This window comes from Hydrogenophaga sp. UC242_50, from assembly GCF_042697355.1.
Classification (GTDB): Bacteria; Pseudomonadota; Gammaproteobacteria; order Burkholderiales; family Burkholderiaceae_C; genus Hydrogenophaga.
Map to the genome: position 1 here is coordinate 5,183,569 of NZ_CP170553.1, position 26,495 is coordinate 5,210,063.

The following is a 26,495-nucleotide window of genomic DNA, read 5'->3' on the forward strand; positions in this document are numbered from 1 at the left end:
ACACCCTCATCACTTCCCTGTGGACCCGACTGGCTGGTGCCGTTGGCCAGCTTTTTCCGCCGCGCCGCCGCCGGCGCTTCCGACGGGCTGGAGGAATACCTCAGCACCGCCAAGAGCCTCCACCAGCTGGAGGACATGCAACGCCGTTGGGACCAGGCCCACCGAGGCCACCACCACCATGGCGCCTTCTGACCCTCATCCCGATCCCGAGACCCACACCATGATCGAATTGCTCAAATCCTATTTCCAGACGCCCCAGTTCGCTGCCGGCGCCCGTGTCAACCGCCTTCACAAAGGCAGCCTGGACCGCGTGGACGGCCGCGTGGTCGCCCAGACCGAAGAAGGCGTGCTGGTCGAATGGCCCCGCAATGGCTCCGGCTGGGAACACCCCGGCGCGCTCTGCCAGCAGGGTTGACGCCTTTTTGCGCGGGCGCCACCATGATGGACAAGTGACCCATTTTTCGCTCCAGCCATGAACGAGAACCCCACCCCCGACAGTGTGAACAGCGCAGACACGGTGGAAGCCTGGGCCTGCATCGACCGTTTCGCCACCGCCTTCAACGCCGAAGACCTGGTCGGCATGGATGCCGAGCTGAACTTCCCGCACACCATGCTCTCCGGCTCGCACCGCCTGGAATGGTTCGCGCCGGGCCAGCTCCCGAGCGACTTTTTCACCAGCCTGCGCGCCACGGGCTGGGCGCGCACACAAACCGAGTCGATCACCCCCGTGCTGGCGAGCGCCGACAAGGTGCACTTCCTGGTGGACTACACCCGGCGCACCGCGGCGGGCGAGGTGCTCAACCGGTACCACAACCTCTGGATCGTGACCCGCTCGGCCGGCCGCTGGGGCATCGCGCTGCGCTCCTACTGAACACCGACGGCCCAGGCGCACGGCGGCATCGCGATGAACATTCAACTCGATCACCTGCTCGTGCCATCTCGCGACAAGATCGCCGCCGCGCGGCAACTCGCCGAGCTGCTCGGCGTGCCCTGGTCCGCCAGCGGCATCGGGCCGTTCGCACCGGTCTACGTCAACGATGGCCTGACCCTCGACTTCGATCAGTGGGATGGGCCCGTGCCCAACATCCACTTCGCGTTTCGCGTGAGCGAGGACGCGTTCGACGCCATCCTTGCGCGCCTTCAGGCCGCCGGCATCCCCTACCGCAGCCTGGTGCACGGGCCGGTCGACTCGAAGGTGGACACGGCCCACGGCGGGCGCATCGTCTACTGGAACCAGCCCGATCGCCACCAGTGGGAAATGTTGACCGTGAGCTACGCGCGCGCGCCGGCGGCAGGCTGAGCGCCGGGCACGGCCTTCAGGCCACCACGTCCATCAACAAAAAGGTGCCGGCCTGGCGCTGGCATTGGTCGATCTGCGGCACCAGCCGGCGGAAGTGCTCGGTCTGGCAATGCGCGTCCAGCGCGGCCCGGTCGGGCCAGGCCTCCATGAAGATGAAATGCCCCGGGTCCTTCTGGTTGACGCAGAGTTCGTAGGCCAGACACAGCGGCTCCTGCCGGGTCTTCTCCACCAGTTCGCGGTACAGCGGCTCGACCTGGGCCAGGCACTCGGGCCGGATGAAATCCTGGGCGATGACCTTGAGCATGGCCGCGCGTCAGGCCACGCGGCGCTGCTCGGCGGCCAGCCGCACCGCCAGCGCGGCCAGCACACCGCCCATCACGTAACGCTGCACCGCCAGCCAGCGGCGGTTGTGCTGGAACCAGCGCGCCAGCTTCGCCGCCGACAGGGCGATGCTCAGGTTGACGCTGAAACTGAAGACGATCTGCGTCAGCCCCAGCACCACGCTCTGCACGAACACCGAGCCATGCTCGGGCGAGACGAACTGCGGAAAGATCGCGAGGTAGAACACCGCGATCTTGGGGTTGAGCAGGTTGGTGAGAAAGCCCATGGCGAACAGCTTGCGCGGCGAGTCCTGCGGCAGGTCGCGCGCCTCGAAGGGCGAGCGCGCGCCCGGCTTGACCGCCTGCCAGGCCAGGTACAGCAGGTAGGCCGCGCCGGCCCACTTCAGGATCTCGTAGGCCAGCGGCACGGCCATGAACAGCGCCGTGAGGCCCACCGCGGCGGTGAACATGTGCACCAGAAAGCCGGCCACCACGCCGAACAGCGAGATCACGCCGGCCCGTCGGCCCTGGCAGATCGAGCGCGAGATCAGATAGACCATGTTGGGGCCGGGCGTCAGCGCCATCAGCAGGGCCGCGCCGGCAAAGAGCAGCCAGTCGTTCAGGGGAACCATGAAAAAACCTCGGTGGGGGTGGGGACCCCACATCCTAGGCCAGGCCGAACAACCCCGTGTTCACCTCGCCCACCACAGCCAGCGGCCCAGGAGGGGCGCGAGCCAGCCGCCCCGCGCCGGCTGCCGCGCGGCCGGGTCCGGCGCCCCCATGGCGCGCAGCCGCGCCTCCAGCCCGCTCAGTCCGGCCTGGCGCGCCGCCTGCACCGGTGTGAGGGCCTCGAACTCGGACAGCAGCAGCGGGTTGGCACCGTGGTCCAGCAGCAGATGGGCCACCGCCTCCTGCCGGGCCAGGATGCAGGCCACCAGCGGCGTGGACAGGTACTCGGGGTGCGCGTGGTCGAGGTTCACCCGCTCCCTCACGTGGTAGCGCACCAGCTCGATGCGGCCCTCGCAGGCCGCCTGGTACAGCTCTTTCCAGTCTCCAGCGGACATCCCTCCTCCTTTCCAAACGGCCCACGCGGCCACCCGCGCGGGGCCCGGGCGCTGTGTTTCAATCGTCCGATCACCTTCCCTGAACCTTACCCGCAGGCCGCCGCCATGACCATGAAACAAACCCTTGCCGCCCTCCTGCTCACCAGCACCCTGGCCCTGTCGGCCCACGCCGCCCCGCCTTCGGACGCCTCCATCGCCACGCTGCTGTCGGTCACGCAGTCGGACAAGATGATGGACACCCTGTACGCCAACATGGAGCAGATGATCCGCCAGGGCATGCAGGCCGCCACGAAAGGCAAGGCGCTGACGGCCCAGCAGGCGCGCGTGATGGAGCTGGCGCCGGCGCGGCTGGCCAAGGTGATGCGCGAGGAGATCACCTGGGCCAAGCTGGAGCCCATGATGGTGCAGATCTACCGCGAGAACTTCGAGCAGGCCGAGGTCGACGGCCTCATCGCCTTCTACCAGAGCCCGGTCGGCCAGGCCTTCGTGGCCAAGATGCCGGTGGTGATGCAGCGCTCCATGGAGGCCTCGCAGCAACAGCTGCAGGCCTTCATGCCCAAGCTGCAGGCCGAGATGGTGGAGGTGATGAAGGAAGCCCGGCTGGCGCAGTAGGCTTCCCCATGGCCCACACCGACACCCGCACCCTCTGCTGGCAGCCCACCTGGAACCCGACCCACGAGGGCGTGGGACTGGAGCACCTGCTGCTGTCGGACACCGAGGCCAGCGCCGTGGTGCTGGCATTCGATGAAACCAGCGGCCCGTTCCGGCTCAGCTACCGACTGGCCTGGGGACGGTCGTGGCAGTTGCGCCGGGCCGACCTGCTGGTGGACACCGCCCAGGCCTCGCGCGCGCTCAGCCTGCGCACCGACGGCCAGGGCCACTGGCACGACGGCAACAACCGCGCGCTGCGCGAGCTGGAGGGCTGCCTGGACATCGACATCTGGCCCACGCCCTTCACCAACAGTTTTCCGATCCGGCGCGAGCCGATGGCCGTGGGCGAGCGCCGCGAGTTCCGCATGGCCTGGGTAAGCGCCCCCGAACTCACGGTGCAGGCCAAGCCCCAGGCCTACACGCGCCTGGCCGAGCGGCTCTACCGTTTCGAGAGCCTGGACGGCAGTGGATTCCAGGTGGATCTGCCGGTGGACGAAGACGGCATCGTTCTCGACTACCCGGGCCTCTTCAAGCGCATCTGAGGCATTACCGGCGCGCGGCACTGGTCAGAGGCAGCGAGGGTCCGGCTCCGCCGGCCCAAGCTGCCGTCCCCCCTCGAAGCGCCGAAGGCGCGCCACGGAGGGGGGAAGCCGCGTCAGCGGCGCAGGGGGGTGTTTCTATTTCCGTCAATGCGCCCGCAGCTTGGAGCGCAGCCGCGCGATGGACTGGCTGTGCAGCTGGCAGATGCGCGACTCGGTCACGCCCAGCACGGCCGCGATCTCCTTCAGGTTCATGTCGTGCTCGTAGTACATCGACATGATCTGCTGTTCGCGCTCGGGCAGCACCTTGATGGCGGCCACCAGGGCGGTGCGCATGCGGTGGTCCTGCAGCACGGCCGAGGGGTCGGCCTCGTGGTCGCCCATGTGGCGGTCCAGGAAGCCGTCTTCGTCGTCGCTGTTGCCGCTGATGTCCTCCAGGTACACGAGCTGGGTGCCGCGCACCTTGGCCAGCAGGTGCTGGTAGTCGGCCAGGCTCATGCCCATCTCGGCGGCGATCTCGCTTTCCTTGGGCACGCGGTGCAGCTTCTGCTGCAGGCGGTGCACGGCCTGCTCGATGTCTTTCTGGCTCTTGCGCGAGCCGCGCGACATCCAGTCGCCCTCGCGCAATTCGTCGATCATCGCGCCGCGGATGCGCTGGCTGGCGAAGGTCTCGAACTGCACGCCCTGGGTGGGCTCGAAGCGCGCGATGGCTTCGGTCAGGCCGATCATGCCGACCTGGATCAGGTCGTCGAGCTCCACGCTGGGCGGCAGCTTGGCGATCATGTGGTGAGCGAGGCGGCGCACCAGCGGGCTGTATTTGCGCAACTGGTCGTCCCGGTTGAGGGTGCCTTTGGCGGTGTACATCTTCAGCTCCAGAGAGAAGGGGCGGCGGCCGTGGAGCGGCCGGTGCGCGAGGCGCCGGGCACCAGGCCGTGGTAGCCGTGCGCATGGGTCGGGCGGGGTCTCTCGATCGCGCTTTCCTGCGCGCGCAGGGCCCAGGTTGCGACGGGCCAGCTGTCCAGCGACAGGCCGAGGTGGCGCTGCGCGGTGTCGATCACCGTGTGCACCACGGTCTGCAGCGCGGCGGGCGCGCCAGAGGCCAGCGGGGCGAGCACCGGCGCCAGGCCGGCCGCGTCCAGCAGCTTGACCGCGCCGTAGGCGTCGATGCTGGACTGCGGTTGTTCGATCACGGGCACCAGCGCGCGGGCACCCAGGCCGTGCAGCAAACCGGCCAGCGAGAAGGCGGGCGCGAACAGCAGCACCACCGCGCCCGAGGCGAACGGCGTCAGCAGGCGCGAGAGCGCGACCTGGCTGCCCGCGGCCTGCGCGGTTTCCTGCAAGGCCTGCAGGCCGGCGGCGCCGGGCATCACGAGCCAGTCGGCGCCATCCAGGGGGTGTTCCAGGTGAGCGATGGAGGGGTCTTGCAGCACGCGCATCAGGCCCAGGTGGGCGCCGTCGTGGCGGTCGCGGCTGCGGGCTTCGGTGGCCGTGCCATCGACGATCACCACCGCCCGGCCTTCGGCCGTGAGCGCGGTGGCCAGCGTGCAGAGCCATTCGTAGGCGCGCGCGGGCTGCGCCGGGCTGGACACCGGCACCAGCACCGGCCCGCCCACGGGCGGTTCGCCCCGCAAACCGGCGGCCTGGTCGAAGCCGGGTTCAAACATGGGCCGCCCCCAGGTCGATGCCGCGGCCGGAGGCCTGGGCAAAGAAGAAACCCATGTCGGTGGGTTGCGGGTCGTAGGCCGACTTGCCCTGCGTGCCCATGGACAGGCGCACCAGCGCGGCGGCATCGGCGTTCTGCCAGTCTTCGGGCACGCGCTGGCCGTTGGCCACGCCGCGCAGCACCACCTGGTGGCGGATCAGCGCGTCCAGCGACGGGCCGAGCTTGACGGCTTCGTCCACCTTGGAGAGCACCACACCGTGCAGCGAGCTCGCTTTGAACGAGGTCAGCACCTCGTCCAGCGTGTCACCTTGCGAGCCGGCGTTGAGCACCAGGGTCTTCTTGACCTTGGGGATGTCGAGCACGTCCAGCATGTCCTGGATGCGCTGGTCGCGCTGGCCCAGGCCGGCGGTGTCGATGATCACCAGGCGCTTGTTGCCCAGCAGGTTGAGCAGGTCCTTGAGCGCGGCGCGGTCGTGCGCCAGGTGGGCCACGACGCCCAGCATGCGGCCGAAGGCGCGCAGCTGCTCGAAGCCGGAGACGCGGTAGGTGTCCAGCGTGATCAGGCCCACGCTGCCGGCACCGTATTGTTTGACGCACTGCGCGGCCAGCTTGGCGGCGGTGGTGGTCTTGCCCACGCCGGTGGCGCCCACCAGCGAGACCACGCCGCCTTCGTCGCACAGGCCGGCGCCGGGCGTCGCGACCTTGAGGTTGCGGGTGATCACATCCATCAGCCAGCGCACCGCTTCGGCGGCATTGGCCTCGGCCGGCACGCGCTCGAGCACGGCGCGCGACATCGCGGGCGAGTAGCCGGCGCGGATCATCTTGAGCATCAGGTTGGACTGGATCGGGTTCTGCTTGGACGAGCCGAGCCAGGCCAGGGTGTTGAAGCGCTCCTCGATCATGTCCTTGAGCGCCGAGAGCTCGACCGCCATGCGGCTGTCGTCGTGGCTGGGGAAGCGCGTGGACGGCGGCTGCGAGTCTTCCCACGCCGGCTCGCTGGAGCGGGTGCGGATCGGGGCGGGCTTGCGCGCCACGATGGGTTCGGGCTGGTTGAAGCGCTGCACCGGCACCTCGATCGGCTCGGGCCGGGTCACGATCTGCGGCGCGGCGACCGGGGCCGGCGCGCGGCGCTCGATGGCGGGCGCCGCGGTTTCGGCGGCCGCGGCGGGCGTGCCGTGCAGCGACTCGCGGCGCTTGCGCAGCATGCGTTCGCGCACATAGTCCTGGAACGACAGCGTGCTCATCGCCAGCGTCTCGGTGTCGCTCTGCACCGACTGCGGCGCGGCCAGCGAACCGGTGGTGGAGGCCTTGGGACGGGCGGGCGCGGCAGCGGCAGCGGCGGCGGCCGGCGCGGCGTTCGCGTGATCGGCCAGCGAAGCCAGGCTTTCCTCGGCGGCGGCCATCACCTCGAAACCTTCAGCGGTGTTGCGGGTGGAGAGGATCACGGCGCTGTCGCCAAAGGTCTTGCGCGCCTTGTTCATGGCTTCGCGGGACGTGGGGGCAATGAAGCGTTGGATGTTCATGCTGCAAGTTCTCCAAGGATCGGGCCGATGCGGATCAGGTGGGTTTCAGGTATTTCGCTGTGCGCCAGGACCTGCAGGCGCGGCGCGGCGCGGCGCAGCAGGCGGGACATGGCATTGCGGATGGCGTCGGGCACCAGCAGGCAGGCGGGCACGCCCTTCTCTTCCTGGCGGTTGGCGATGTCGGTGGCGGATTTGCTCAGCATCTCGGCCACGCCCGGGTCCAGCGCGCCGTTGGCGCTGCCCGAGAGGGCCTGCATCAGCAGGCGCTCCAGGCCGGGCTCGATGGCGATGACCTCGAGTTCCTTCACCGGGCCGTAGATCTGCTGCACGATGGCCGGCGAGAGCGCCATGCGCACGCGGCGGGCCAGCTCGGTCGGGTCGGTGGTGTGGGGGGCGTGCTCGGCCAGCGATTCGATGATGGTGCGGATGTCGCGCACATGCACAGACTCTTCCAGCAGCAGCTGGAGGACTTTCTGGAAGGTGGCAACCGGGACCATTTTGGGCACGACTTCTTCGATCAGTTTGGGGGCCAGGCGGGTGACGTGTTCAACCAGGTCCTGGGTCTCCGTCCGGCTCAGCAACTTGGCCGCCTGGACTTGCATCAAGTGTGAAAGATGCGTGCGCCAGCACGGTCTCGGAATCAACCACGGTAAAACCGGCCATTTGCGCGTTCTCACGCTGCTTTTCGTCGATCCAGTGCGCGGGCAGGCCAAACGCCGGGTCGGTGGTGGGCGTGCCGATCAGCGGGGTGCCGATGCCACCCGGGTCGATCGCCAGGAACATGCCCGGGAACACCTCGCCCTCGCCCACCACCACGCCGCGCAGCGTGATGCGGTAGGCGCTGGGGCGCAGCTCCAGGTTGTCGCGCATGTGCACCGCGGGCGGCAGGAAACCGACCTCCTGCGCGAACTTCTTGCGCACGCCCTTGATGCGGGTGAGCAGGTCGCCCTGGCGGGTCTTGTCCACCATGGCGATCAGGCGGTAGCCCAGTTCCAGGCCCAGCAGGTCGACCGGCTGCAGGTCGTCCCAGGTGGCTTCGCCGTCGCCCTGCACGGCCGGCGCTTCCGGTTCGGGCGCGGGCTTGGCCTGCTCGCGCGCCACCCAGTAGGCCAGGCCGCCGGCGATGGCCGCGAAGCTCAGGAACACCAGGTGCGGCATGCCCGGCACGATGCCCAGCATGAACAGCACGGCGGCGGTGATGCCCAGCACCTTGGGCGAGAGGAACATCTGCTCCATCACCTGCACGCCCAGGTCTTCGTCCTTGCCCACGCGCGAGACCACCATGGCCGCGGCCACCGAGATCAGCAGCGAGGGAATCTGCGCCACCAGCGCGTCACCGACGGCCAGCAGGATGTAGTTGTCCGCCGCCTGGCCGGCCGAGAGGCCGTGCTGCAGCACGCCGATGATGAAGCCGCCGATGATGTTGATGAACAGGATCAGGATGCCGGCGATGGCGTCGCCGCGCACGAATTTGGAGGCACCGTCCATGGAGCCGAAGAACTCGGCTTCCTCGCCCACTTCGCGGCGGCGGCGCTTGGCCTCCTTGTCGTCGATCAGGCCGGCGTTCAGGTCGGCGTCGATCGCCATCTGCTTGCCGGGCATGGCGTCCAGGGTGAAGCGGGCCGAGACCTCGGCGATGCGCTCCGAGCCCTTGGTGATCACCACGAAGTTGATCACCACCAGGATCGCGAACACGATGAAACCGACCGCGAAGTTGCCGCCGATCAGGAAGTGGCCGAAGGCCTCGATCACCGCGCCGGCCGCGCCCGGGCCGGTGTGGCCTTCGAGCAGCACCACGCGGGTGGAGGCCACGTTGAGCGAGAGGCGCAGCAGCGTGGTGAGCAGCAGCACGGTGGGAAAGACCGAGAAGTCCAGCGGCCGCTTCATGTAGGCCGCCACCATCATCACCACCAGCGCCAGCGCGATGTTGAGCGTGAAGAAGGTGTCCAGCAGCCAGGGTGGCAGCGGCAGCACCATCATCGACAGGATGGTGATGACCAGCATGGGCGCGGCCAGGCCGCCGGCCCAGCTGGCGTTGCGGTTCAACCATTGCTGCAGCGTTTGCAGGTTCATTCAGAGGCCTCTTTGGCGGGTTTCTTGAAGTGCGGATCGAGCTCGGGCGGCACCAGGGGTTCGGGCTGCGCGGCGGGCATGGCGCCCTGGCCCTTCATGGCGGCCTTGAGCTGGTACACGTAGGCCAGCACCTGGGCCACGGCGGTGTAGAGCGCCGATGGGATCTCGTCGTCGATCTCGGCGTGGGCGTAGAGCGCGCGCGCCAGCATGGGCGACTGCAGCACCGGCACCTTGTGGGCCTTGGCGACGTCGCGGATCTTCATGGCCAGCAGGTCGGCGCCCTTGGCGATCACGCGCGGCGCGTTCATGCTGGCGTCGTCGTAGCGGACTGCCACGGCGTAGTGGGTCGGGTTCATGACCACCAGGTCGGCCTTGGGCACGGCGCCCACGCTGTTGCGCTGGGCCATCTCGCGCTGCATCGCGCGGCGCTTGGACTTGAAGTGCGGGTCGCCTTCGGCTTCCTTGTGTTCCTGCTTCACTTCCTGGTGCGACATGCGCATGCGCTGCGCGTGCAAAAATTTCTGCGCCGGGAAGTCGATCACGGCGACGAGCGCCACCACCATCAGCAGCAGGCCCACGCCGAGCATGAGCCAGTGGCCGAGCTGGCCCAGGCCCGATTCCAGCGGCTGCATGACCAGCATGGCGAAGTCCTGCACGTGGGACGAGAGGAACTGCCAGGCCACCAGCCCGACGATGGCGGAGATGGCGGCCAGCTTGGCGGTGTCGAAGAGCTGTTGTTTGGTGAAGAGGCGGCCGATGCCCTTGAGCGGGTTGATGCGGCTGAGGTCGGGCACGAGGGGCTTGGTGCTCAGGGCCCAGCTGCCGGAGCCGAAGGCGGCGAGCAGCACGATGGCGAGCACGGCCACGCCCAGCGGCAGGTAGAGCATGAGGCCTTGCGCGAAGCCGTCCACCAGGCGTTCGGTGGCGAGTTCGGGTTTGAGCAGGGTCTGGTGGTCGAAGCGCAGCTGGCCTTGCAGGGCGCTGCGCAGTTTTTCGAAGCCGACGGGGGCGAGCGCGACCAGGATGAGGGCGCCGCCACCGAGCACGGCGAGGTTGGACAGGTCCTTGGAACGCGGCACCTGGCCATCGTCGCGCGCCTTTTTCAGGCGCTGCGCGGTGGCTGGCAGGTTCTTGTCTTGGGCGGAGGAGTCCATGGGCGGTTCACACGATCGGTAAATCCGATTCTGGAAGCCGCCAGGAAAAACTAAAGGGCGATAAGACGCCCTTGAACGGCGCTTTTCTTTCCCGTCACCTCGCGGGCTCGGGGACGCCGGGCGTTCTGCTCCGCGGGTGTCCCCCGAACCGGCTTCGCCGGTCCTCCTCCTTTACCCCGCTGCGCAGAACGCCCGGCATCCCCGAGCCAGTGGCGCGCCAACGAGGGCTTTTCCAGAAATGCCGTGGAACCGGCTTTGCCGGGCCACTGGCATTGCCCCCTGAAAGGGGGTGGCGCGAAGCGCCGCGGGGGTCAAAACCCCAAACTCGCTAGCAGGTCGTCGACCTGCGCCTGGTCGCTCACCACGTCGGTGCGGCCTTCGGCGTTGACCACGGGGCCAGCCAGGGCGGGCTGGTCCACGATGGCATGGTCCTGGCCTGGCTGGCCGCCGGGGGCGGATTGCAGCAGCAGGCTGAGCAGCTGTTCTTCGATGGTGCCGGCGAGCTGGACCACGCGGCCGATCACCTGGCCGGTGAGGTCGTGGAAGTCCTGCGCCATCATGATGTCGGTCAGGCGCGCGTCGGACTTGTCGCTCAGCTCGACGATGTCTTTCGACCATTCCAGCAGCTCGGGCATGGCGCGGGCCAGGCCGGGGACGCGGGAGATGGTGTCGGCCAGCTGGCGACCGCGTTCGGCGATCTTCGCCTGCTCGGCCTTGCCTTCGTCCACGTGGTTGAGCACCTTTTCAGCCGCCTCGCCCGTCAGGCGCGCGATGTAGGACAGGCGGCTCTGCGCGTCGGGCAGCTGGTCCACCGTGCCTTTGAGCTTGTCGGTGTAGCCCAGCTCCTTGAGCGCATCGTGCAGCTGCCGCGTGATCGAACCGAGTTGGCGGAACATGTCGGGGTTGCCCGACGCCGCCTCTTCTTGTTGTTGATTCATGGTGCGGCCCTCTCAGATGCCGAGCTTCTTGAAGATGTTCGCGAGCTTTTCTTCCAGCGTGGCCTTGGTGAAGGGCTTGACGATGTAACCGGCGGCACCGTTCTGCGCCGCCATCACGATGTCTTCCTTGCGCGCCTCGGCGGTCACCATCAGCACCGGCAGGTGCTTGAGCTTCTCGTCCTGCTTGATCTGGGCCAGCAGCTCGAAGCCGTTCATGTTGGGCATGTTGATGTCCGACACCACGAAGTTGAAGCCGCCGTTGCGCAGCTTGCTCAGCGCGATCGCACCGTCTTCGGCCTCGTCGGCGTCGGCGTGCCCGATCTCCTTGAGCAGGTTGCGCACGATGCGGCGCATGGTGGAGAAGTCGTCAACGATCAGGAATTTCATCGGGGTGGACATGAAAGCCTCCGTGGGAGGAAAGGATCAAGGAAGAGGAGCCGGCCGCGTCAGCCACCGCTCTGTGAAGGAGATTTCGTCACTTGCCCGGAAATCTGAAGCGTGGGCAGCGCAATGACGGGGTCGGCGGTCTTCACAGGCACGGCGGGCACGTCCGGTGCGGCGCCGGCGGCGGCCGGCTGGGCGGCCACGCGGGGGGCGGTCTGGGGCTTGGCGGCCGCGGTGGGCAGCGGCGGCGGCATGGGTTCGAGCATGGGCATCACGGGCGTGGGCGACGAGCGGGGCAGCAGGCGGTCTTCGGCCTCCTGCGTCATCACCACGATGCTGATGCGGCGGTTGATCGGGTCGGTGGGCAGGTCTTCGCGCAGCAGGCGGCTTGACGCCAGGCCTTCCACCCGGCGCAGCTTGTCCTGCGGCAGGCCGCCGGCCACCAGTTCGCGGCGCGAGGCGTTGGCCCGGTCGGCCGAGAGTTCCCAGTTGCTGTAGCCGCGCTCGCCGCTGCCGTAGGGCGTGGCGTCGGTGTGGCCCGCCAGGGCGATGCGGTTCTCCACATCACCCAGCGCCGCGCCGATCTCGCGCAGGATGTCGCGCATGTAGGGCTTCACCAGCGCGCTGCCGGTGTCGAACATGGGCCGGTTCTGCTGGTCCACGATCTGGATGTGCAGGCCGTCGAGGGTTTTTTCCAGCTGGATCTGCGAACCGAACTCCGAGAGTTTGGGGTTCTTTTCGATCAGCGTGGTGATCTTGCGCTCCAGCGCGTCGATGCGCGCGGCGTCGCGGCGCATCGAGTCGGCGCGCGCCATCTGGGCGCCGATGAGCTTGGCCGCGCGCTCGGCCTCGCCGCTGTCCATCTGGCCGAAGGACTTGCTCAGGTCGCGCCCACCGCCGGGCAGGATGCTGCTGCTGTTGCCGGTGCCCGGGCCGCCCATGAGCGAGACCTTCACCGGCGACTGGAAGTAGCTCGCGATGCCCTGCAGCTCGCCCTTGGCCGTGGAGCCCAGCAGCCACATGAGCAGGAAGAAGGCCATCATCGCGGTCACGAAGTCGGCGTAGGCGATCTTCCACGCACCACCATGGGCGGCATGGCCGACCCTTCTTGATGCGCTTGATGATGATGGGCTGAAGTTTCTTGCCGTCGCCTGCCATGGTGCTCTACCCGAAGGAAATCACTTCTTCTTCACGTGGGTTTCCAGCTCGGCGAAGGTCGGCCGCACGTCGGCGAACAGCACCTTGCGGCCGAACTCGATCGCGGTCAGCGGCGCATAACCCTGCATGCTGGAGAGCAGCGTGGTCTTGACGCACAGCAGCTCCTTGCTGCCCTCTTCCATCTTCTGGTCCAGCAGGCCGCCGAGCGGTTCGAACACGCCGTACGCCAGCAAGATGCCGAGGAAGGTCCCGACCAGGGCCGAACCGATCATGGCGCCGAGCACGGCGGGCGGCTGGCCGACCGAGCCCATGGTGTTCACCACGCCCAGCACGGCGGCCACGATGCCGAAGGCCGGCAGGCCGCCGGCCAGGCGGCCGATGGCAGCCACCGGGGCATGCGCCTCCTGGTGGTGGGTTTCGATCTCGGCGTCCATCAGCGACTCGATCTCGTGCGCGTTGAGGTTGCCCGAGACCATCATGCGCAGGTAGTCGGTGATGAACTCGACCACGTGGTGGTCGGCCGAGATGGTGGGGTATTTCTTGAACAGCGCCGACTCGTGCGGGTTCTCCACGTCCTGCTCGATCGCCATCAGGCCTTCCTTGCGGGCCTTCTGCAGGATGTCGAACAGCAGCGCGAGCAGCTCCATGTAGCGCGCCTTGGTGTAGCGGCTGCCCTTGAAGCACTGCGCCAGGCCTTTGAACGAGGCCTTGACCACCTTCATCTGGTTGTTGATGAGGAAAGCCCCCAGCGCGGCGCCCAGGATGGTCGTCAGCTCGAAGGGCAGCGCCTTGAGCACGACACCGATGTTGCCTCCGTGGAATATGAATACCCCGAAGATGCAGACCATCGAAACCACGAAACCAATGATGACGAACATGTTCTTGTGCCTGGAAGAGGACGCGGCACAGGGGCGCACGCGTGACTTGGAGGAATGTGTTTTCTATCGGCCAACTCTAGGGGGGATTGAAGGGGGCCATAAACGCGAAATGGACCCGCATCGGGGTCCATTTCAGGGTTTGAGCGAAAAGGCTCGGGCTCAATGCAACCGCAGGCCACCGTTGGCGCTGCCCTTGCCGGCGCGGGCCGGCGGCTGGCACAGGCCGCAGACGAAATGGCGGTTTTCGTAGGGTTCGGTGACGAAGCCGCGCACCGCAGCAGGAGCACTTGGTCAGCGTGAGCATGCCGTTGTCGACGAACTTCACCAGGCGCCAGGCGCGGGTGACGGAGAGCAGCGGCTCGATGGCGCTGGCCTGCATCTGTTCGCTGTAGAGGCGGAAGGCCTTGATGACCGTGTCGATCTCTTCGAGTTCGCTGGTCTTGGAGAGGTACTCGTGGATGTTGAGGAACAGCGACGAGTGGATGTTGGGCTGCCAGGTCAGGAACCAGTCGGTCGAGAAGGGCAGCTGGCCTTTGGAGGGCGACTTGCCGGCGACTTCCTTGTACAGGCGCAGCAGGCGCTCGTAGGACAGGCTGGTTTCGTACTCCAGCACCTGCAGGCGGGCGCCAAGCTGGATCAGGGCGACAGCGCGCTCGATGTCACGCGACTCGTTGAGGATGCTCTTGCCTGCGGCCATGGTGGGCTCCTGGAGATGAAACGGTGAGAGAGAAGAAGAAAGAAGGAGGGAAGCGGGAGCGCGGCTCAGTGAGCGGCCATGGACTCGGCGAAACGGCCGGCCATCAGGATGCTGGCGTGCAGCTGGGTGGTGGTGCTGTTGTCCACCTTCTTCACGTTGTGGCTGGTCAGCAGGTTCCACACCAGGTCGTCGTCGACGCGGAAGCGGCACAGCAGCATGTTGCTGGAAGCGATCTTGAGCAGTTGCGCCGTGGACAGCATGCCCAGCAGGTCGGCGGCTTCTTCGGTCAGGCCCAGGCGGTACAGGGCTTCGGCGCGGTCCTTGCGGATCAGGTTCTGCGCCAGCATGAGGTAGGTCAGGTTGGCTTCGCGGATTTCTGCCAGGAGTTGTTCGCTGTCCATGATGTTTCCTTCTTTCAGTAGGAGCCGCTGTTTGTTGGCCCGATGTATGAATTGTGTCGAGCGGTAAAAAAACTTGAATCGGGAAATGTCTGTGCGTTGCGTCAGGCGCGCAGCACCCCCTTGTCATCCAAACACCTACAACCTTGGTACTCAAAACGATCCTGCCTGTGGAGCGGCGCAGGAGAGAAGCCGCCCCCTCAAGAGGCGTCAAGGGTCCGGCTCCGCCGGCCCGAGACGCCGTCCCCCCCTCGAAGCGCCGAAGGCGCGCCACAGAGGGGGGAAGCCGCAAAGCGGCGCAGGGGGGAGCCTCTTTAAGCCATGAACTGGCGCCGAACGGCCCGGTTTATCCGCCGGTTGGATTGCAGACAAACCTCAAGAATCTCCACTCATCACCGAAATTGACTCAACGAACTTCCAAATGGGTTCGTCGTCCGGCCAGCAAAGGCGGCGAGCAGCGACGGTGGAGGCCCGCAAGGGTCGACACGGCGATGGGCAGCAATGTCCATGAAGCCGGTTCACTTTCCAAGTCCATTTACAGGAGTTAGTTATGACCACCATCAACACGAACGTGATGTCGATGAATGCTCAGCGAAATCTGAGCAGCTCGGCCAGCTCGTTGCGCAACTTCCATGCAGCGCCTGTCTTCGGGCCTGCGCGTGAACAGCGCGAAAGACGATGCCGCCGGCCTCGCGATTTCCGAACGCATGAACACCCAGGTGCGTGGCCTCAACGTGGCCGCGCGCAACGCCAACGACGGCATCTCGCTGGCCCAGACCGCCGAAGGCGCGCTGGGCAAGGTCGGCGACATGCTGCAGCGCATGCGCGAACTGGCCGTGCAGTCGGCCAACGCCTCGAACAACGGCAGCGACCGCACCGCGCTCAACGCCGAGGTGCAGCAGCTGCGCCAGGAAATCGACCGCGTCGCCAAGACCACCTCGTTCAACGGCACCAAGCTGCTCGACGGCTCGTTCGCCAACGCCACCTTCCAGGTCGGCGCCAACGCCGGTGAAGGCATCTCCATCGACAGCATCGTCAACTCCAACTCCGCGGCGCTGGGCCAGACCTCGGTGCACACCACCGCCAAGATCGTGCCGCCGGCCACGCCGGTCGCGCCCGCCGTGCTGGCCGCCATCCCCGCCGGTGGCGCCACGCCGCTCTCGATCGACGACGCCAACGGCAACGCGGTCAACCTCGGCCCCATCGGTGAAGCCACCACGCTGGCGCAACGCGCCGGCCAGATGGTCGATGCGATCAACGCCAAGTCCTCCGACACCGGCGTGTTCGCCCGCCCCACTTTCACCGCTGGCGTGATGGACGGCTACGAGGTGTTCTCCGACCGCGCGCTCGTGGCCGCCGACTTCGGCAACTTCGCCGCCGGCACCACCGGCGCTGGCGCGGCCACCGCCGCCGCCGCCGATTCCTTCGTCGAAGACATCAACGTCAACTCCTTCGGCGACTCGCAGCTCGCCCTGAAGGTGATCGACAACGCCATCAACTCGATCAACAGCTCGCGCGCCGACCTCGGTGCCCTGCAAAGCCGCTTCGAGAACGCCGTGGCCAACATCCAGATCACGGGCGAGAACATCTCCGCCGCGCGCGGCCGCATCGTCGACGCCGACTTCGCCAAGGAAACGTCCAACCTCTCGCGCGCCCAGATCCTGCAACAGGCCGGCACCGCCATGGTGGCGCAGGCCAACCAGATTCCCCAGGGGGTGCTCTCGCTGCTGCGTTCCTGATCGAGCGCGCACATCCGCATGCGCCGTGCGCAAACGGCGATTGCGGGATGCACAGACCGCATGCCCTGGCGTGTGGTGCGTACATCCCGGAGGAAACAGAACATGAAGAACCGACCCGCTTCCACCCACACGCCGGCGCCCCGCGCCGGCGCGGAGACCTGACATGCCCATCACCTCCACCGGCATCGCCAGCGGCGTCCCGATCGAAACCATCGTCTCGCAGCTGGTCGCACTCGAACGCGCGCCGCTGGCGGGGCTGCAGACGCAGGCCACCAAGATCCAGAGCAAGATCTCGCTCTTCGGCACGCTGACGTCGATGATGAACTCGCTGGGCGAGCTCGGCACCAAGCTGGCCGACCCCAATGCCTTCAAGGCCGTCAAGGGGAGTTCCTCGCTGGCCGCCGCCGTCGGCGTCACCGCGGCCACGGGCACCGCGCCCACCGCGATGTCGGTCGAGGTGTCGCAGCTGGCCCGGGCGCAGTCCACGGCCACGCTGGCGGTGCCCAAAGACACGGCCATGGGCGCGGGCAGCCTGAAGATCACGCTGGGCGACTGGAGCTCGGGCTCCTTCGTGGCCGGCGACAAGGCCGCCGTGGACATCGAGATCGCCGAAGGCGAAGACACGCTCACGGCGATCGCGGCCAAGATCAACGCGGCCGACGCCGGCGTGACCGCCACCGTGCTGCGCGACGCCACGGGCGAACGCCTGCTGATGCGTTCCAAGGAAACCGGCGAAGCCATGGGCTTCGAGATGCAGGTCACCGACAGCGACGGTGCGGCGCAACACCGGTCTCTCGCGCCTGGCGGTGCAGGGCGGCGTGGCCTCGGGCGTGCAGATCACGCACGGCGCCAACGCGCTGGCCACCATCAACGGCATCGCCATCGAGTCGGCCAGCAACACCTACAAGGACGGCCTGCCCGGCATCACCCTGCAGTTCTCGCAGACGACGACGGCGCCGGTGGAGATCTCGATCACCAACGACAAGGAGGCGATGACCAAGACCATCCAGTCCTTCGTCGACGCGTACAACGCGCTCAACGACATGCTCAGCAGCACCACGGGCTACAACTCGGAGACCAAGGTGGCCGGCTCGCTGCAGGGCGACAGCACGGCCGTGGGCCTGCAGAACGCGCTGCGCGGCATGATGCGCTCGTTCACGCCGGGCGGTGAGTTCACCACGCTGGCCGACATCGGCATCGACATCAAGTCGGGCGGCAAGATGACCGTCGACAGCACCAAGCTGGGCAAGGCGCTGGACAACCCCCAGGCGGTGCAGAACCTGTTCAACGCCGACCACATCGACCCCACGGCGCAGGGCTTCGGCGAAAAGCTCAAGACCTTCGCCGAAGGTTTCGCGGGCGCCAGCGGCACGCTGACCTCGCGCTCCGAATCGCTGCGCGAAGCCGCCAAGCGCAACACCAAGGAACAGGAAAAGGTGAATGAACGCGCCGTCCGCGCCGAATCGCGTTACCTCAAGCAGTACAACGCGATGGACGCGATGGTGGGCCAGCTCAACTCGCTCAACGCCTTCGTCACGCAACAGATCGCGCAGTGGAACAAGTCCACAGGCTGAGTTGAAGGGTCCGCTCCACGGATGCCCTGGCGCTTCATGCGACCAGGGCTTTTTTTTGTGCGTTTTTCCGCAACGGCGGCAGGTCGGGTTCGATTTCCTCAAGAAAACGTGGCAGGCACCGAAATAGGTTGCAACGAACTTCTCCATGGGTTCGTGGCCCGGGCAGCCGGGCAGTCAGCCCAACCACTTCACAGGAGTTAGTTATGACCACCATCAACACCAACGTCATGTCCATGACCGCCCAGCGCAACCTGGGCACCACCTCCAGCTCGCTGCGCGACCTCCATGCAGCGCCTGTCTTCGGGCCTGCGCGTCAACAGCGCCAAGGACGACGCCGCCGGCCTCGCCATCTCCGAGCGCATGAACGCCCAGGTGCGTGGCCTCAACGTGGCGGCCCGCAACGCCAACGACGGCATCTCGCTGGCCCAGACCGCCGAAGGCGCCCTGGGCAAGGTCGGCGACATGCTGCAGCGCATGCGCGAACTGGCCGTGCAATCGGCCAACGCCTCGAACAACGGCAGCGACCGCACCGCCCTGCAGGCCGAAGTCACGCAGCTGCGCCAGGAAATCGACCGTGTCGCCAAGACCACCTCGTTCAACGGCACCAAGCTGCTGGACGGCTCGTTCGCCAACGCCACCTTCCAGGTCGGCGCCAACGCCGGTGAAGGCATCGCCATCGACTCCATCGTCAGCGCCAACTCCACCGCCCTGGGCAACACCTCGCTGCGCACCTCGACCAGCGCGATCAACGACGGCACCGCCCTGGGCGCCATCGCCGCGGGCGCGCTGACCGTGCGCGGCGTGGCCCTGGGCCCGGTCTCCGTCGCCACCACGGCCGCCGGTCGCAACACGCAGGTCGTGGACGCGATCAACGCCAAGTCGTCCGACACCGGCGTGTTCGCCCGCGTCACCTACAACGCCGGCGGCACCGCCACCGGCTTCGAGGTGTTCTCCGACACCGCCATCACGGCCGCCAGCTTCGTCGGCTTCGGTGCCACCACCACCGGCGCGGCCCCGGCCGACAGCGCCGCGGCCACGAGCCAGCTCGACGACATCAGCGTCAACAGCTTCGGTGATGCGCAAAAGGCCCTGAAGGTGATCGACACCGCGATCAACTCGATCAACAGCTCGCGCGCCGACCTCGGTGCCCTGCAGAGCCGCTTCGAGAACGCCGTGGCCAACATCCAGATCACCGGCGAGAACATCTCCGCCGCGCGCGGCCGCATCGTCGACGCCGACTTCGCCAAGGAAACGTCGAACCTGTCGCGCGCCCAGATCCTGCAACAGGCCGGCACCGCCATGGTGGCGCAAGCCAACCAGGCGCAACAGGGCGTGCTGTCCCTGCTGCGCTGATCGATCGTCCATCACCTCCATTTTTTGAACGGAAAACACCATGACCACCATCAACACGAACGTGATGTCGATGACCGCCCAGCGCAACCTGGGCACGACCTCCAGCTCGCTGCGCAACCTCCATGCAGCGCCTGTCCTCGGGCCTGCGCGTCAACAGCGCGAAAGACGACGCCGCCGGCTTGCGCAATCTCCGAGCGCATGAACGCCCAGGTGCGCGGCCTGAACGTGGCGGCCCGCAACGCCAACGACGGCATCTCGCTCGCGCAGACCGCTGAAGGCGCGCTGGGCAAGGTCGGCGACATGCTGCAGCGCATGCGCGAACTGGCTGTGCAGTCGGCCAACGCCTCCAACAACGGCAGCGACCGCACCGCCCTGCAGGCCGAAGTGACCCAGCTGCGTTCGGAAATCGACCGCGTGCGCCAAGACCACCTCGTTCAACGGCACCAAGCTGCTCGACGGCACGTTCGCCAACGCCACCTTCCAGGTCGGCGCCAACGCCGGTGAAGGCATCGCCATCGACTCCATCGTCAGCGCCAACTCCACCTCGCTGGGCAACACCTCGCTGGTCACCGGCGCGGGCACGATCACCACCACGGCCGGCGCCAACGCCGCCATCGCCGCCGGTGCGCTGACCGTCAAGGGCGTGGCCCTGGGCCCGATCTCCGCCGCCACCTCGGCGGCCGAGCGCACCACGCAGGTGGTGGACGCGATCAACGCCAAGTCGTCCGACACCGGCGTGTTCGCCCGCGCCACCTACACGGCCGGCGTCGCGACGGGCTTCGAGACCTTCTCCGAAGGCGCCATCGCCGTGGCCGATTTCGGTGGTTTCACCGCCGCCGCCACCGGCACGGTGGCCGTCGGTGCCGCCGCCGCCAGCCAGCTCGACGACATCAGCGTCAACAGCTTCGGCGACGCGCAAAAGGCCCTGAAGGTGATCGACAACGCGATCAACTCGATCAACAGCTCGCGCGCCGACCTCGGTGCCCTGCAAAGCCGCTTCGAAAACGCCGTCGGCCAACATCCAGATCACCGGCGAGAACATCTCCGCCGCGCGTGGCCGCATCGTGGACGCCGACTTCGCCAAGGAAACGTCCAACCTGTCGCGCGCCCAGATCCTGCAGCAGGCCGGCACCGCGATGGTCGCCCAAGCCAACCAGGCACAACAAGGCGTGCTGTCCCTGCTGCGTTGATTCCGGCAGGCATCGCCCCCAGGGCGGTTGCGCGGCGAAAGCCGGGCAACCGCCCTTTTCTTGACCGGTCGACGGCACCCGATGAACGGGGCTTGACACGACACACGGTGGTCACAAGGGACTAAAGATTCCTCAGGCACCACCGAAATTAGATTCAACGAACTTCTCCATGGGTTCGTGGCCCGGGCAGCCGGGCAGTCAGCCCAACCACTTCACAGGAGTTAGTTATGACCACCATCAACACCAACGTCATGTCCATGACCGCCCAGCGCAACCTGGGCACGACCTCCAGCTCGCTGCGCAACCTCCATGCAGCGCCTCTCGTCGGGCCTGCGCGTCAACAGCGCCAAGGACGATGCCGCTGGCCTGGCCATCTCCGAGCGCATGAACGCCCAGGTGCGCGGCCTGAACGTGGCGGCCCGCAATGCCAACGACGGCATCTCGCTGGCCCAGACCGCCGAAGGCGCGCTGGGCAAGGTGGGCGACATGCTGCAGCGCATGCGCGAACTGGCTGTGCAATCGGCCAACGCCTCCAACAACGGCAGCGACCGCACCGCCCTGCAGGCCGAAGTCACGCAGCTGCGCCAGGAAATCGACCGTGTCGCCAAGACCACCTCGTTCAACGGCACCAAGCTGCTCGACGGTTCGTTCGCCAACGCCACCTTCCAGGTCGGCGCCAACGCCGGTGAAGGCATCGCCATCGACAGCATCGTCTCGGCCAACTCCACCGCCCTGGGCCAGCTGAGCGCCACTGAACACTTCGTGGCAGCCGTCGCCGCGCCCTCCACCGCCGCCAACGCCGCCATCCCGGCAGGCACGACCGGCTGGAGCATCAAGAACGCCGCCGGCGTGGACGTGGCCCTGGGTGGCATCGCCGCCTCGACGACCGCCGCCCAGCGCACCACGCAGGTGGTGGACGCGATCAACGCCAAGTCGGCCGACACCGGCGTGTTCGCCCGCGAAACCGGCGCTGGCGCCTATGAAATCTTCTCGAGCCGCGACCTGACCGCCGCCACCGACTTCGGCGCCGCCTTCACCGCCGCCGCCACCGGCGCGCCTGGCGACACCGCCCCTCCCGGCACCCTGACCACGCTGTCGGCGATCAACGTCAACAGCTTCGGCGACGCGCAAAAGGCGCTGCAGGTGATCGACAAGGCGATCAACTCGATCAACAGCTCGCGCGCCGACCTCGGTGCCCTGCAAAGCCGCTTCGAGAACGCCGTGGCGAACATCCAGATCACCGGCGAGAACATCTCCGCCGCGCGCGGCCGCATCGTGGACGCCGACTTCGCCAAGGAAACGTCCAACCTCTCGCGCGCCCAGATCCTGCAACAGGCCGGCACCGCCATGGTGGCGCAGGCCAACCAGGCCCAGCAAGGCGTGCTGTCCCTGCTGCGCTGATCTCGCCAGGGCATCGCCCCCAGGGCGGTTGCATGGCGAAAGCCTGCAACCGCTTTTTTTTCGTCTGACCGGAGCACTTCATGACCACCATCAACACGAACGTGATGTCGATGACCGCCCAGCGCAACCTGGGCACGACCTCCAGCTCGCTGCGCGACCTCCATGCAGCGCCTCTCCTCGGGCCTGCGCGTCAACAGCGCCAAGGACGATGCCGCCGGCCTCGCCATCTCCGAGCGCATGAACGCCCAGGTGCGCGGCCTGAACGTCGCCGTGCGCAACGCCAACGACGGCATCTCGCTGGCGCAGACCGCCGAAGGCGCGCTGGGCAAGGTCGGCGACATGCTGCAGCGCATGCGCGAACTGGCCGTGCAGTCGGCCAACGCCTCCAACAACGGCAGCGACCGCACCGCCCTGCAGGCCGAAGTCACGCAGTTGAGCCAGGAAATCGACCGCGTCGCCAAGACCACGGCCTTCAACGGCACCAAGCTGCTCGATGGCTCGTTCGCCAACGCCACCTTCCAGGTCGGCGCCAACGCCGGCGAGGGCATCTCCATCGACTCCATCGTGTCGGTCAAGCTGGACTCGATGAGCTCCCCCAGCGCGATGGGCTACACCACGATCCAGGTCTCCACGGAGATGGCACTGGGCTCGCTCACGGACCTGACGGCGGTCGCCGCCGGTGCGCTGACCATCAACGCCATCCCGGGCGACAACACCTCCGCGGTGTCGCTGGGCGCCATCAAGGCCGCCGCCAATGCCACCGAACGCGCGGGCCAGATCGTGGACGCGGTGAACGCCCGGTCCGCCGACACCGGCGTGTTCGCCAAGCTGTCGTACAACGCGGCTGGCACGCTGACGGGTTACCACCTGTTCTCGGAAAAAACCGCCTTCAGCGCGGCCGCGGACCTCGCGGGCTTCAACACGGCGGCCACCGGCAACCTGCAGGGCGGCGCGATGTTTGCCGGCGCCTACGACATGCGGGGCATCTCCGTCGCCTCCGCGGGCGGTGCCCAGCTCTCGCTCAAGATCATCGACAAGGCCATCAACGACGTGAACAGCTCGCGCGCCACCCTGGGCGCCCTGCAAAGCCGCTTCGAGAACGCCGTGGCCAACATCCAGATCACCGGCGAGAACATCTCCGCCGCGCGCGGCCGCATCGTGGATGCCGACTTCGCCAAGGAAACCTCCAGCCTCTCGCGCGCCCAGATCCTGCAGCAGGCCGGCACCGCCATGGTGGCGCAGGCCAACCAGGCGCAACAGGGCGTGCTCTCGCTGCTGCGCTGATGGAGCCCACGGGCGACTGTTACTAAAGGATGTAAAGCATGAACTTGACCCCTCAAATGGCGCCGTTCATGCCTACAGTCAGCCCGCCCGGTGCCGATACAGAAAGGTATCAGACATCAGGAACCCAAGCCATGTTCACCTCTGTCAACACCCGCGCAGCCTCCACCTACAAACGCGTCGCCGTCGACACCGGCGTGCAGACGGCCGACCCGCACCAGCTGGTCAGCCTGCTGTTCGACGCGCTGATTCAGAGCCTGAACCTGGCTCGCGGCGCGATGGAACGCCAGGACGTGGCGAGCAAGGGCGCGGCCATCGGCAAGGCGATCCGGATCGTGGAAGAAGGCCTCAAGGCCGGCCTGAACCTGCAGGAAGGCGGCGAACTGGCCGCCAACCTCAAGGGCCTGTACGAGTACAGCGTGCAGCGCCTGACCCTGGCGAACCTGCGCAACGACGCGGCCCCGATCCACGAGGTGCTGAACCTCATCGAACCCCTGGCCGACTCCTGGAAACAGATTCGCGCTGGCGCCCTGCAGGGAGCCTGACATGGAGCACCATCTTTTGGACTACTACAAAGCCATCGAGAACACCAGCCGCCAGATGCTGGAAGCCGCGCAGACGGAGAACTGGGACCAGGTGGTACGCCTCGAAGGCGCCTGCGCGGTGCTGATCGCCCAGCTGCGCCACAAGTCGGCCACCGACCAGCTAGGCCCCGACGAGCGCAAGGAAAAGACGAAGATCATGCAGCGCATCCTGCGCATCGACGCCGAGATCCGCTGCCTGGCGGAGCCCTGGCTGAACGACTTGGCGCAGATGATCGACCGGAGCAGCCCCGCCCCGATGCATTGAACGGGTCCGGAGCGAAGTAAATGAATCCAGAGATACCGCGGAACCGGCTTTGCCGGGCCGCTGGTATCGCCCCTGGAAGGGGGATGCGGCTACACGCAGTGAGCAAGCAACGGGGTGGAACCGTTCTAGACGCTCATGTTCATGATGTCGGAATAGGCCTGGACCATCCTGTTGCGCACATGCAAGGTGGCCTGGAAACCGACCTGGGCCTTCTGCATCGCGAGCATGGTCTCTTCCAGGCTCACCTTGGGGTTGCCCAGCTGGACCTGGGTCTGCAGCTTGGAAGCGGCCTCCTGAGACGCGCTGACTTCCTTGAGCGCCGACTTGAAGTTGGCGGCAAAGCCAGACTCCACGCCACCGGCCGCGCCGGGGCGTTTCAGGGCGGATGAGCCGATGCCGTTCAAGGCCTGGCTGCTCAGGGGGGCGATGCGCATGTCCATGGCGGACTCCTTCGACGTGGTATGAGCCCAGATGCTAGAGGGCGCCCCGCCCGCACGGGACGGGAATAAGGGCACAAACCCCCGCCTTTTCATGGCTATGGCGGGGGCACCGGGACCGAATAATCGACCGCAACAGGGTGTATCTCCCTCTGCCATCGACCATCTACCCGAGCCCCGAAAGCCATGAGCACCACCGCCGTTGCCGAACTGGATGTCACACCGACCGCCGCGAAGGAGCGCAGCGCATTCGGTGACGGCTTCGCGCGCATGGACCAGGCCCAGAAAATCAAGCTCGGCCTGGGCGCCCTGGCCCTGCTGGCGATCGCCCTGGCCTTCTTCTTCATGGGCCGCCAGCCGGAATGGCGCGTGCTCTACGCCAACCTGGGCGACAAGGACGGCGGCGCGATCGTGGCCCAGCTGTCCCAGATGAACGTGCCCTACAAGCACGCCGAGGGCGGCCAGGCCATCATGGTGCCGGCCGACAAGGTGCACGACACCCGCCTGCGCCTGGCCTCGCAAGGCCTGCCCAAGGGCTCGGTCACCGGTTTCGAGCTGATGGAGGCCAACCGCTTCGGCATGACCCAGTTCCAGGAACGGCTGACCTTCCAGCGCGGTCTGGAAGGCGAACTCACCCGCTCCATCCAGTCGCTCTCCTCCGTGCAGAGCGCGCGCATCCACCTGGCCCTGCCGAACCAGAACGGCTTCTTCCGCGAACAGCAGAAACCCAGCGCCTCGGTGCTGCTCACCCTGCACCCCGGCCGCACGCTGGACCGCGCGCAGGTCGCCGGCATCGTGCACCTGGTGGCCTCCAGCGTGCCCGAGATGAACCCCAAGGCGGTCAGCATCGTGGACGACGCGGGCAACCTGCTCTCCAGCCCGCCCGATGGCCAGGCCCAGGGCGCCGACACCCAGAAGCTGCAGTACGTGCAGCAGCTCGAACAGCTCTACACACGCCGCATCATGGAGATGCTGGAGCCGCTGGTGGGCCGCAACAACGTCAAGGCCCAGGTCAGCGCCGAGGTCGATTTCTCGCAGGTCGAATCCACCAGCGAACAGCACCGCCCCAACCAGGGCCCCGAGGCCGCCGCCACGGTGCGCAGCCAGCAGACCGTGGAAGACGGCAGCGGCCCGCGCGCCCAGCCCTCGGGCGTGCCCGGCGCGGTGAGCAACCAGCCCCCGGCCACCGGCACGGCCCCCATCAACGGCGCCGCCGCCCCCGTGGGCGTGCGCCAGCGCCCAGGGCGCCGGCGGCCAGGGCGGCAACTCGCGCCGCGAGTCGGTCGTGAACTACGAGGTGGACAAGACGGTGAAGGTGGTGCGCGAGTCCAGCGGCCAGGTGCGCCGCCTCAGCGCGGCGGTGGTGATCAACCACCGCACCTCGGTGGACAAGGCCGGCAAGGAAACCAGCACCCCGATCCCGCCTCAGCAGCTCGAACAGATGACCGCCCTGGTGCGTGAAACCATCGGCTTCAACAAGGACCGCGGCGACTCGGTCAACGTGGTCAACGCGGCCTTCAACGTCGAGAAGACCAGCGAGGTGGATGCCGGCGCCTGGTGGCAGCAGTCGGACAACCAGGAACTGCTGCGCAGCCTGGCCTGGCCTCTGGGCATGGTGGGCCTGGGCCTGCTGGTGCTCATGGGCATGGTCCGCCCCGGCCTGAAGCTGATGAAGACGCCGGCCGCGCGCCGCCTGGACACCACCCCGGTGCAACCGCTCAACGCGGTGCTCAACGAATCGCCCGAGCGCCCCGGCCTGCCCATGCCGAGCAACGAAGTTACCGCCGAGGCGCAGCGCCTGGCCGATGCCAAGCGCCTGGCGCTGGAGAACCCGGCCGCCGTGGCCAACATCGTCAAGGGCTGGGTGAATGGCGAGGCCCCTGCATGAGCAGGAGCCACCCCCTGCGCCGCTTCGCGGCTTCCCCCTCTCT

General features: G+C 67.4%; 22 protein-coding genes and 9 pseudogenes. 16 read left to right on the forward strand and 15 right to left on the reverse strand.

Going from position 1 to position 26,495, the window contains the following annotated elements; genetic code table 11:
• Positions 1–42: 42 nt before the first annotated feature.
• Genes ACFJGX_RS26430 through ACFJGX_RS26445 form a run of 4 tightly spaced genes read left to right on the forward strand, consistent with a single transcriptional unit; the run spans position 43 to position 1,300 of the window.
• Positions 43–192 carry a hypothetical protein gene (locus tag ACFJGX_RS26430; RefSeq protein WP_382327394.1) on the forward strand — a complete coding sequence of 50 codons (150 nt, stop codon included), beginning with the start codon at positions 43–45 and terminating at the stop codon, positions 190–192.
• Positions 179–415 (forward strand): hypothetical protein, encoded by a 237-nt coding sequence (locus ACFJGX_RS26435; protein WP_291112623.1) that lies wholly within the window; start codon positions 179–181, stop codon positions 413–415. Before ACFJGX_RS26430 ends, ACFJGX_RS26435 begins: the two co-directional genes overlap by 14 nt.
• Before the next feature lie 57 nt (positions 416–472).
• A complete protein-coding gene (locus ACFJGX_RS26440) occupies positions 473–871 on the forward strand; it encodes a hypothetical protein (RefSeq protein ID WP_382323251.1) in 399 nt (132 codons plus the stop codon).
• Positions 872–904: 33 nt separating this feature from the next.
• Positions 905–1,300 carry a VOC family protein gene (locus ACFJGX_RS26445; protein ID WP_382323250.1) on the forward strand — a complete coding sequence of 132 codons (396 nt, stop codon included), beginning with the start codon at positions 905–907 and terminating at the stop codon, positions 1,298–1,300.
• A 16-nt stretch (positions 1,301–1,316) separates the two neighbouring features.
• On the opposite strand, the gene ACFJGX_RS26450 is transcribed toward ACFJGX_RS26445, so the two are convergent.
• From ACFJGX_RS26450 to ACFJGX_RS26460, 3 genes are read right to left on the reverse strand one after another with little or no spacing between them, the layout of a single operon-like run.
• On the reverse strand, positions 1,317–1,604 hold the full coding sequence (locus ACFJGX_RS26450; RefSeq protein WP_382323249.1) for a putative quinol monooxygenase: 288 nt from the start codon (positions 1,602–1,604) through the stop codon (positions 1,317–1,319).
• 9 nt (positions 1,605–1,613) lie between these two features.
• The gene (locus ACFJGX_RS26455; RefSeq protein WP_291112628.1) at positions 1,614–2,252 is read right to left on the reverse strand and encodes a LysE family translocator; all 639 of its coding nucleotides are present in this window, start codon (positions 2,250–2,252) and stop codon (positions 1,614–1,616) included.
• Between the two features lie 60 nt (positions 2,253–2,312).
• On the reverse strand, positions 2,313–2,684 hold the full coding sequence (locus tag ACFJGX_RS26460) for an ankyrin repeat domain-containing protein (RefSeq protein ID WP_382161725.1): 372 nt from the start codon (positions 2,682–2,684) through the stop codon (positions 2,313–2,315).
• Between the two features lie 111 nt (positions 2,685–2,795).
• Between ACFJGX_RS26460 and ACFJGX_RS26465 the strand changes: the two genes are divergently transcribed.
• Positions 2,796–3,296 carry a DUF2059 domain-containing protein gene (locus ACFJGX_RS26465; RefSeq protein WP_382323248.1) on the forward strand — a complete coding sequence of 167 codons (501 nt, stop codon included), beginning with the start codon at positions 2,796–2,798 and terminating at the stop codon, positions 3,294–3,296.
• Positions 3,297–3,304: 8 nt separating this feature from the next.
• Positions 3,305–3,877, forward strand: a complete 573-nt coding sequence (locus ACFJGX_RS26470; RefSeq protein WP_382323247.1) for a putative glycolipid-binding domain-containing protein — start codon at positions 3,305–3,307, stop codon at positions 3,875–3,877.
• Positions 3,878–4,021: 144 nt separating this feature from the next.
• On the opposite strand, the gene ACFJGX_RS26475 is transcribed toward ACFJGX_RS26470, so the two are convergent.
• The 11 genes and pseudogenes from ACFJGX_RS26475 to flhD form a co-directional block, all read right to left on the reverse strand.
• Complete coding sequence (locus ACFJGX_RS26475; protein WP_291112634.1) at positions 4,022–4,738, reverse strand: RNA polymerase sigma factor FliA; 717 nt, start codon at positions 4,736–4,738, stop codon at positions 4,022–4,024.
• 2 nt (positions 4,739–4,740) lie between these two features.
• Positions 4,741–5,538, reverse strand: a complete 798-nt coding sequence (locus tag ACFJGX_RS26480; RefSeq protein ID WP_291112636.1) for a hypothetical protein — start codon at positions 5,536–5,538, stop codon at positions 4,741–4,743.
• Positions 5,531–7,060, reverse strand: a complete 1,530-nt coding sequence (gene flhF / locus ACFJGX_RS26485; protein ID WP_382323245.1) for a flagellar biosynthesis protein FlhF — start codon at positions 7,058–7,060, stop codon at positions 5,531–5,533. Before flhF ends, ACFJGX_RS26480 begins: the two co-directional genes overlap by 8 nt.
• A pseudogene (flhA, locus tag ACFJGX_RS26490) lies at positions 7,057–9,133 on the reverse strand (flagellar biosynthesis protein FlhA). Before flhA ends, flhF begins: the two are co-directional and overlap by 4 nt.
• Positions 9,130–10,287, reverse strand: a complete 1,158-nt coding sequence (locus ACFJGX_RS26495) for a flagellar biosynthesis protein FlhB (protein ID WP_382327395.1) — start codon at positions 10,285–10,287, stop codon at positions 9,130–9,132. Before ACFJGX_RS26495 ends, flhA begins: the two are co-directional and overlap by 4 nt.
• A 311-nt stretch (positions 10,288–10,598) precedes the next feature.
• On the reverse strand, positions 10,599–11,225 hold the full coding sequence (locus tag ACFJGX_RS26500; protein WP_382161746.1) for a protein phosphatase CheZ: 627 nt from the start codon (positions 11,223–11,225) through the stop codon (positions 10,599–10,601).
• Between the two features lie 12 nt (positions 11,226–11,237).
• Positions 11,238–11,624 (reverse strand): chemotaxis response regulator CheY, encoded by a 387-nt coding sequence (cheY, locus tag ACFJGX_RS26505; RefSeq protein ID WP_382161749.1) that lies wholly within the window; start codon positions 11,622–11,624, stop codon positions 11,238–11,240.
• A 47-nt stretch (positions 11,625–11,671) separates the two neighbouring features.
• Positions 11,672–12,767 (reverse strand): annotated as a pseudogene (motB, locus tag ACFJGX_RS26510) (flagellar motor protein MotB).
• A 20-nt stretch (positions 12,768–12,787) separates the two neighbouring features.
• Positions 12,788–13,645, reverse strand: coding sequence for a flagellar motor stator protein MotA (gene motA / locus ACFJGX_RS26515; protein WP_382323243.1), 858 nt, complete (start codon positions 13,643–13,645; stop codon positions 12,788–12,790).
• A gap of 159 nt (positions 13,646–13,804) precedes the next feature.
• A pseudogene (gene flhC, locus ACFJGX_RS26520) lies at positions 13,805–14,342 on the reverse strand (flagellar transcriptional regulator FlhC).
• Positions 14,343–14,407: 65 nt separating this feature from the next.
• Positions 14,408–14,743: a flagellar transcriptional regulator FlhD gene (flhD, locus tag ACFJGX_RS26525; protein ID WP_297403347.1), complete on the reverse strand. Its 336-nt coding sequence runs from the start codon at positions 14,741–14,743 to the stop codon at positions 14,408–14,410.
• A 547-nt stretch (positions 14,744–15,290) separates the two neighbouring features.
• Here flhD and ACFJGX_RS26530 point away from each other — a divergent pair.
• The 9 genes and pseudogenes from ACFJGX_RS26530 to ACFJGX_RS26570 all read left to right on the forward strand — a co-directional run bounded on the left by ACFJGX_RS26530 (position 15,291) and on the right by ACFJGX_RS26570 (position 24,127).
• Positions 15,291–16,479: pseudogene (locus tag ACFJGX_RS26530) on the forward strand (flagellin).
• Positions 16,480–16,642: 163 nt separating this feature from the next.
• Positions 16,643–17,137: pseudogene (locus tag ACFJGX_RS26535) on the forward strand (flagellar cap protein FliD N-terminal domain-containing protein); the annotation flags it as partial.
• Between the two features lie 172 nt (positions 17,138–17,309).
• The gene (gene fliD / locus ACFJGX_RS26540) at positions 17,310–18,053 is read left to right on the forward strand and encodes a flagellar filament capping protein FliD (RefSeq protein ID WP_382327397.1); all 744 of its coding nucleotides are present in this window, start codon (positions 17,310–17,312) and stop codon (positions 18,051–18,053) included.
• Between the two features lie 285 nt (positions 18,054–18,338).
• The gene (locus ACFJGX_RS26545) at positions 18,339–19,406 is read left to right on the forward strand and encodes a flagellin (protein ID WP_382327399.1); all 1,068 of its coding nucleotides are present in this window, start codon (positions 18,339–18,341) and stop codon (positions 19,404–19,406) included.
• Between the two features lie 40 nt (positions 19,407–19,446).
• Positions 19,447–20,596, forward strand: a pseudogene (locus ACFJGX_RS26550) (flagellin).
• Positions 20,597–20,823: 227 nt separating this feature from the next.
• Positions 20,824–21,997, forward strand: a pseudogene (locus ACFJGX_RS26555) (flagellin).
• Positions 21,998–22,077: 80 nt separating this feature from the next.
• A pseudogene (locus ACFJGX_RS26560) lies at positions 22,078–23,281 on the forward strand (flagellin).
• A gap of 131 nt (positions 23,282–23,412) precedes the next feature.
• Positions 23,413–23,823, forward strand: coding sequence for a flagellar export chaperone FliS (gene fliS, locus ACFJGX_RS26565; protein ID WP_382161776.1), 411 nt, complete (start codon positions 23,413–23,415; stop codon positions 23,821–23,823).
• Position 23,824: 1 nt separating this feature from the next.
• Positions 23,825–24,127 carry a flagellar protein FliT gene (locus tag ACFJGX_RS26570; protein WP_382161778.1) on the forward strand — a complete coding sequence of 101 codons (303 nt, stop codon included), beginning with the start codon at positions 23,825–23,827 and terminating at the stop codon, positions 24,125–24,127.
• A 125-nt stretch (positions 24,128–24,252) separates the two neighbouring features.
• Here the strand turns inward: ACFJGX_RS26570 and fliE are convergent, their stop codons facing one another.
• Positions 24,253–24,567 carry a flagellar hook-basal body complex protein FliE gene (gene fliE, locus ACFJGX_RS26575; RefSeq protein ID WP_382161780.1) on the reverse strand — a complete coding sequence of 105 codons (315 nt, stop codon included), beginning with the start codon at positions 24,565–24,567 and terminating at the stop codon, positions 24,253–24,255.
• Between the two features lie 183 nt (positions 24,568–24,750).
• Between fliE and fliF the strand changes: the two are divergent.
• Positions 24,751–26,452, forward strand: a pseudogene (fliF, locus tag ACFJGX_RS26580) (flagellar basal-body MS-ring/collar protein FliF).
• Positions 26,453–26,495: the final 43 nt, after the last annotated feature.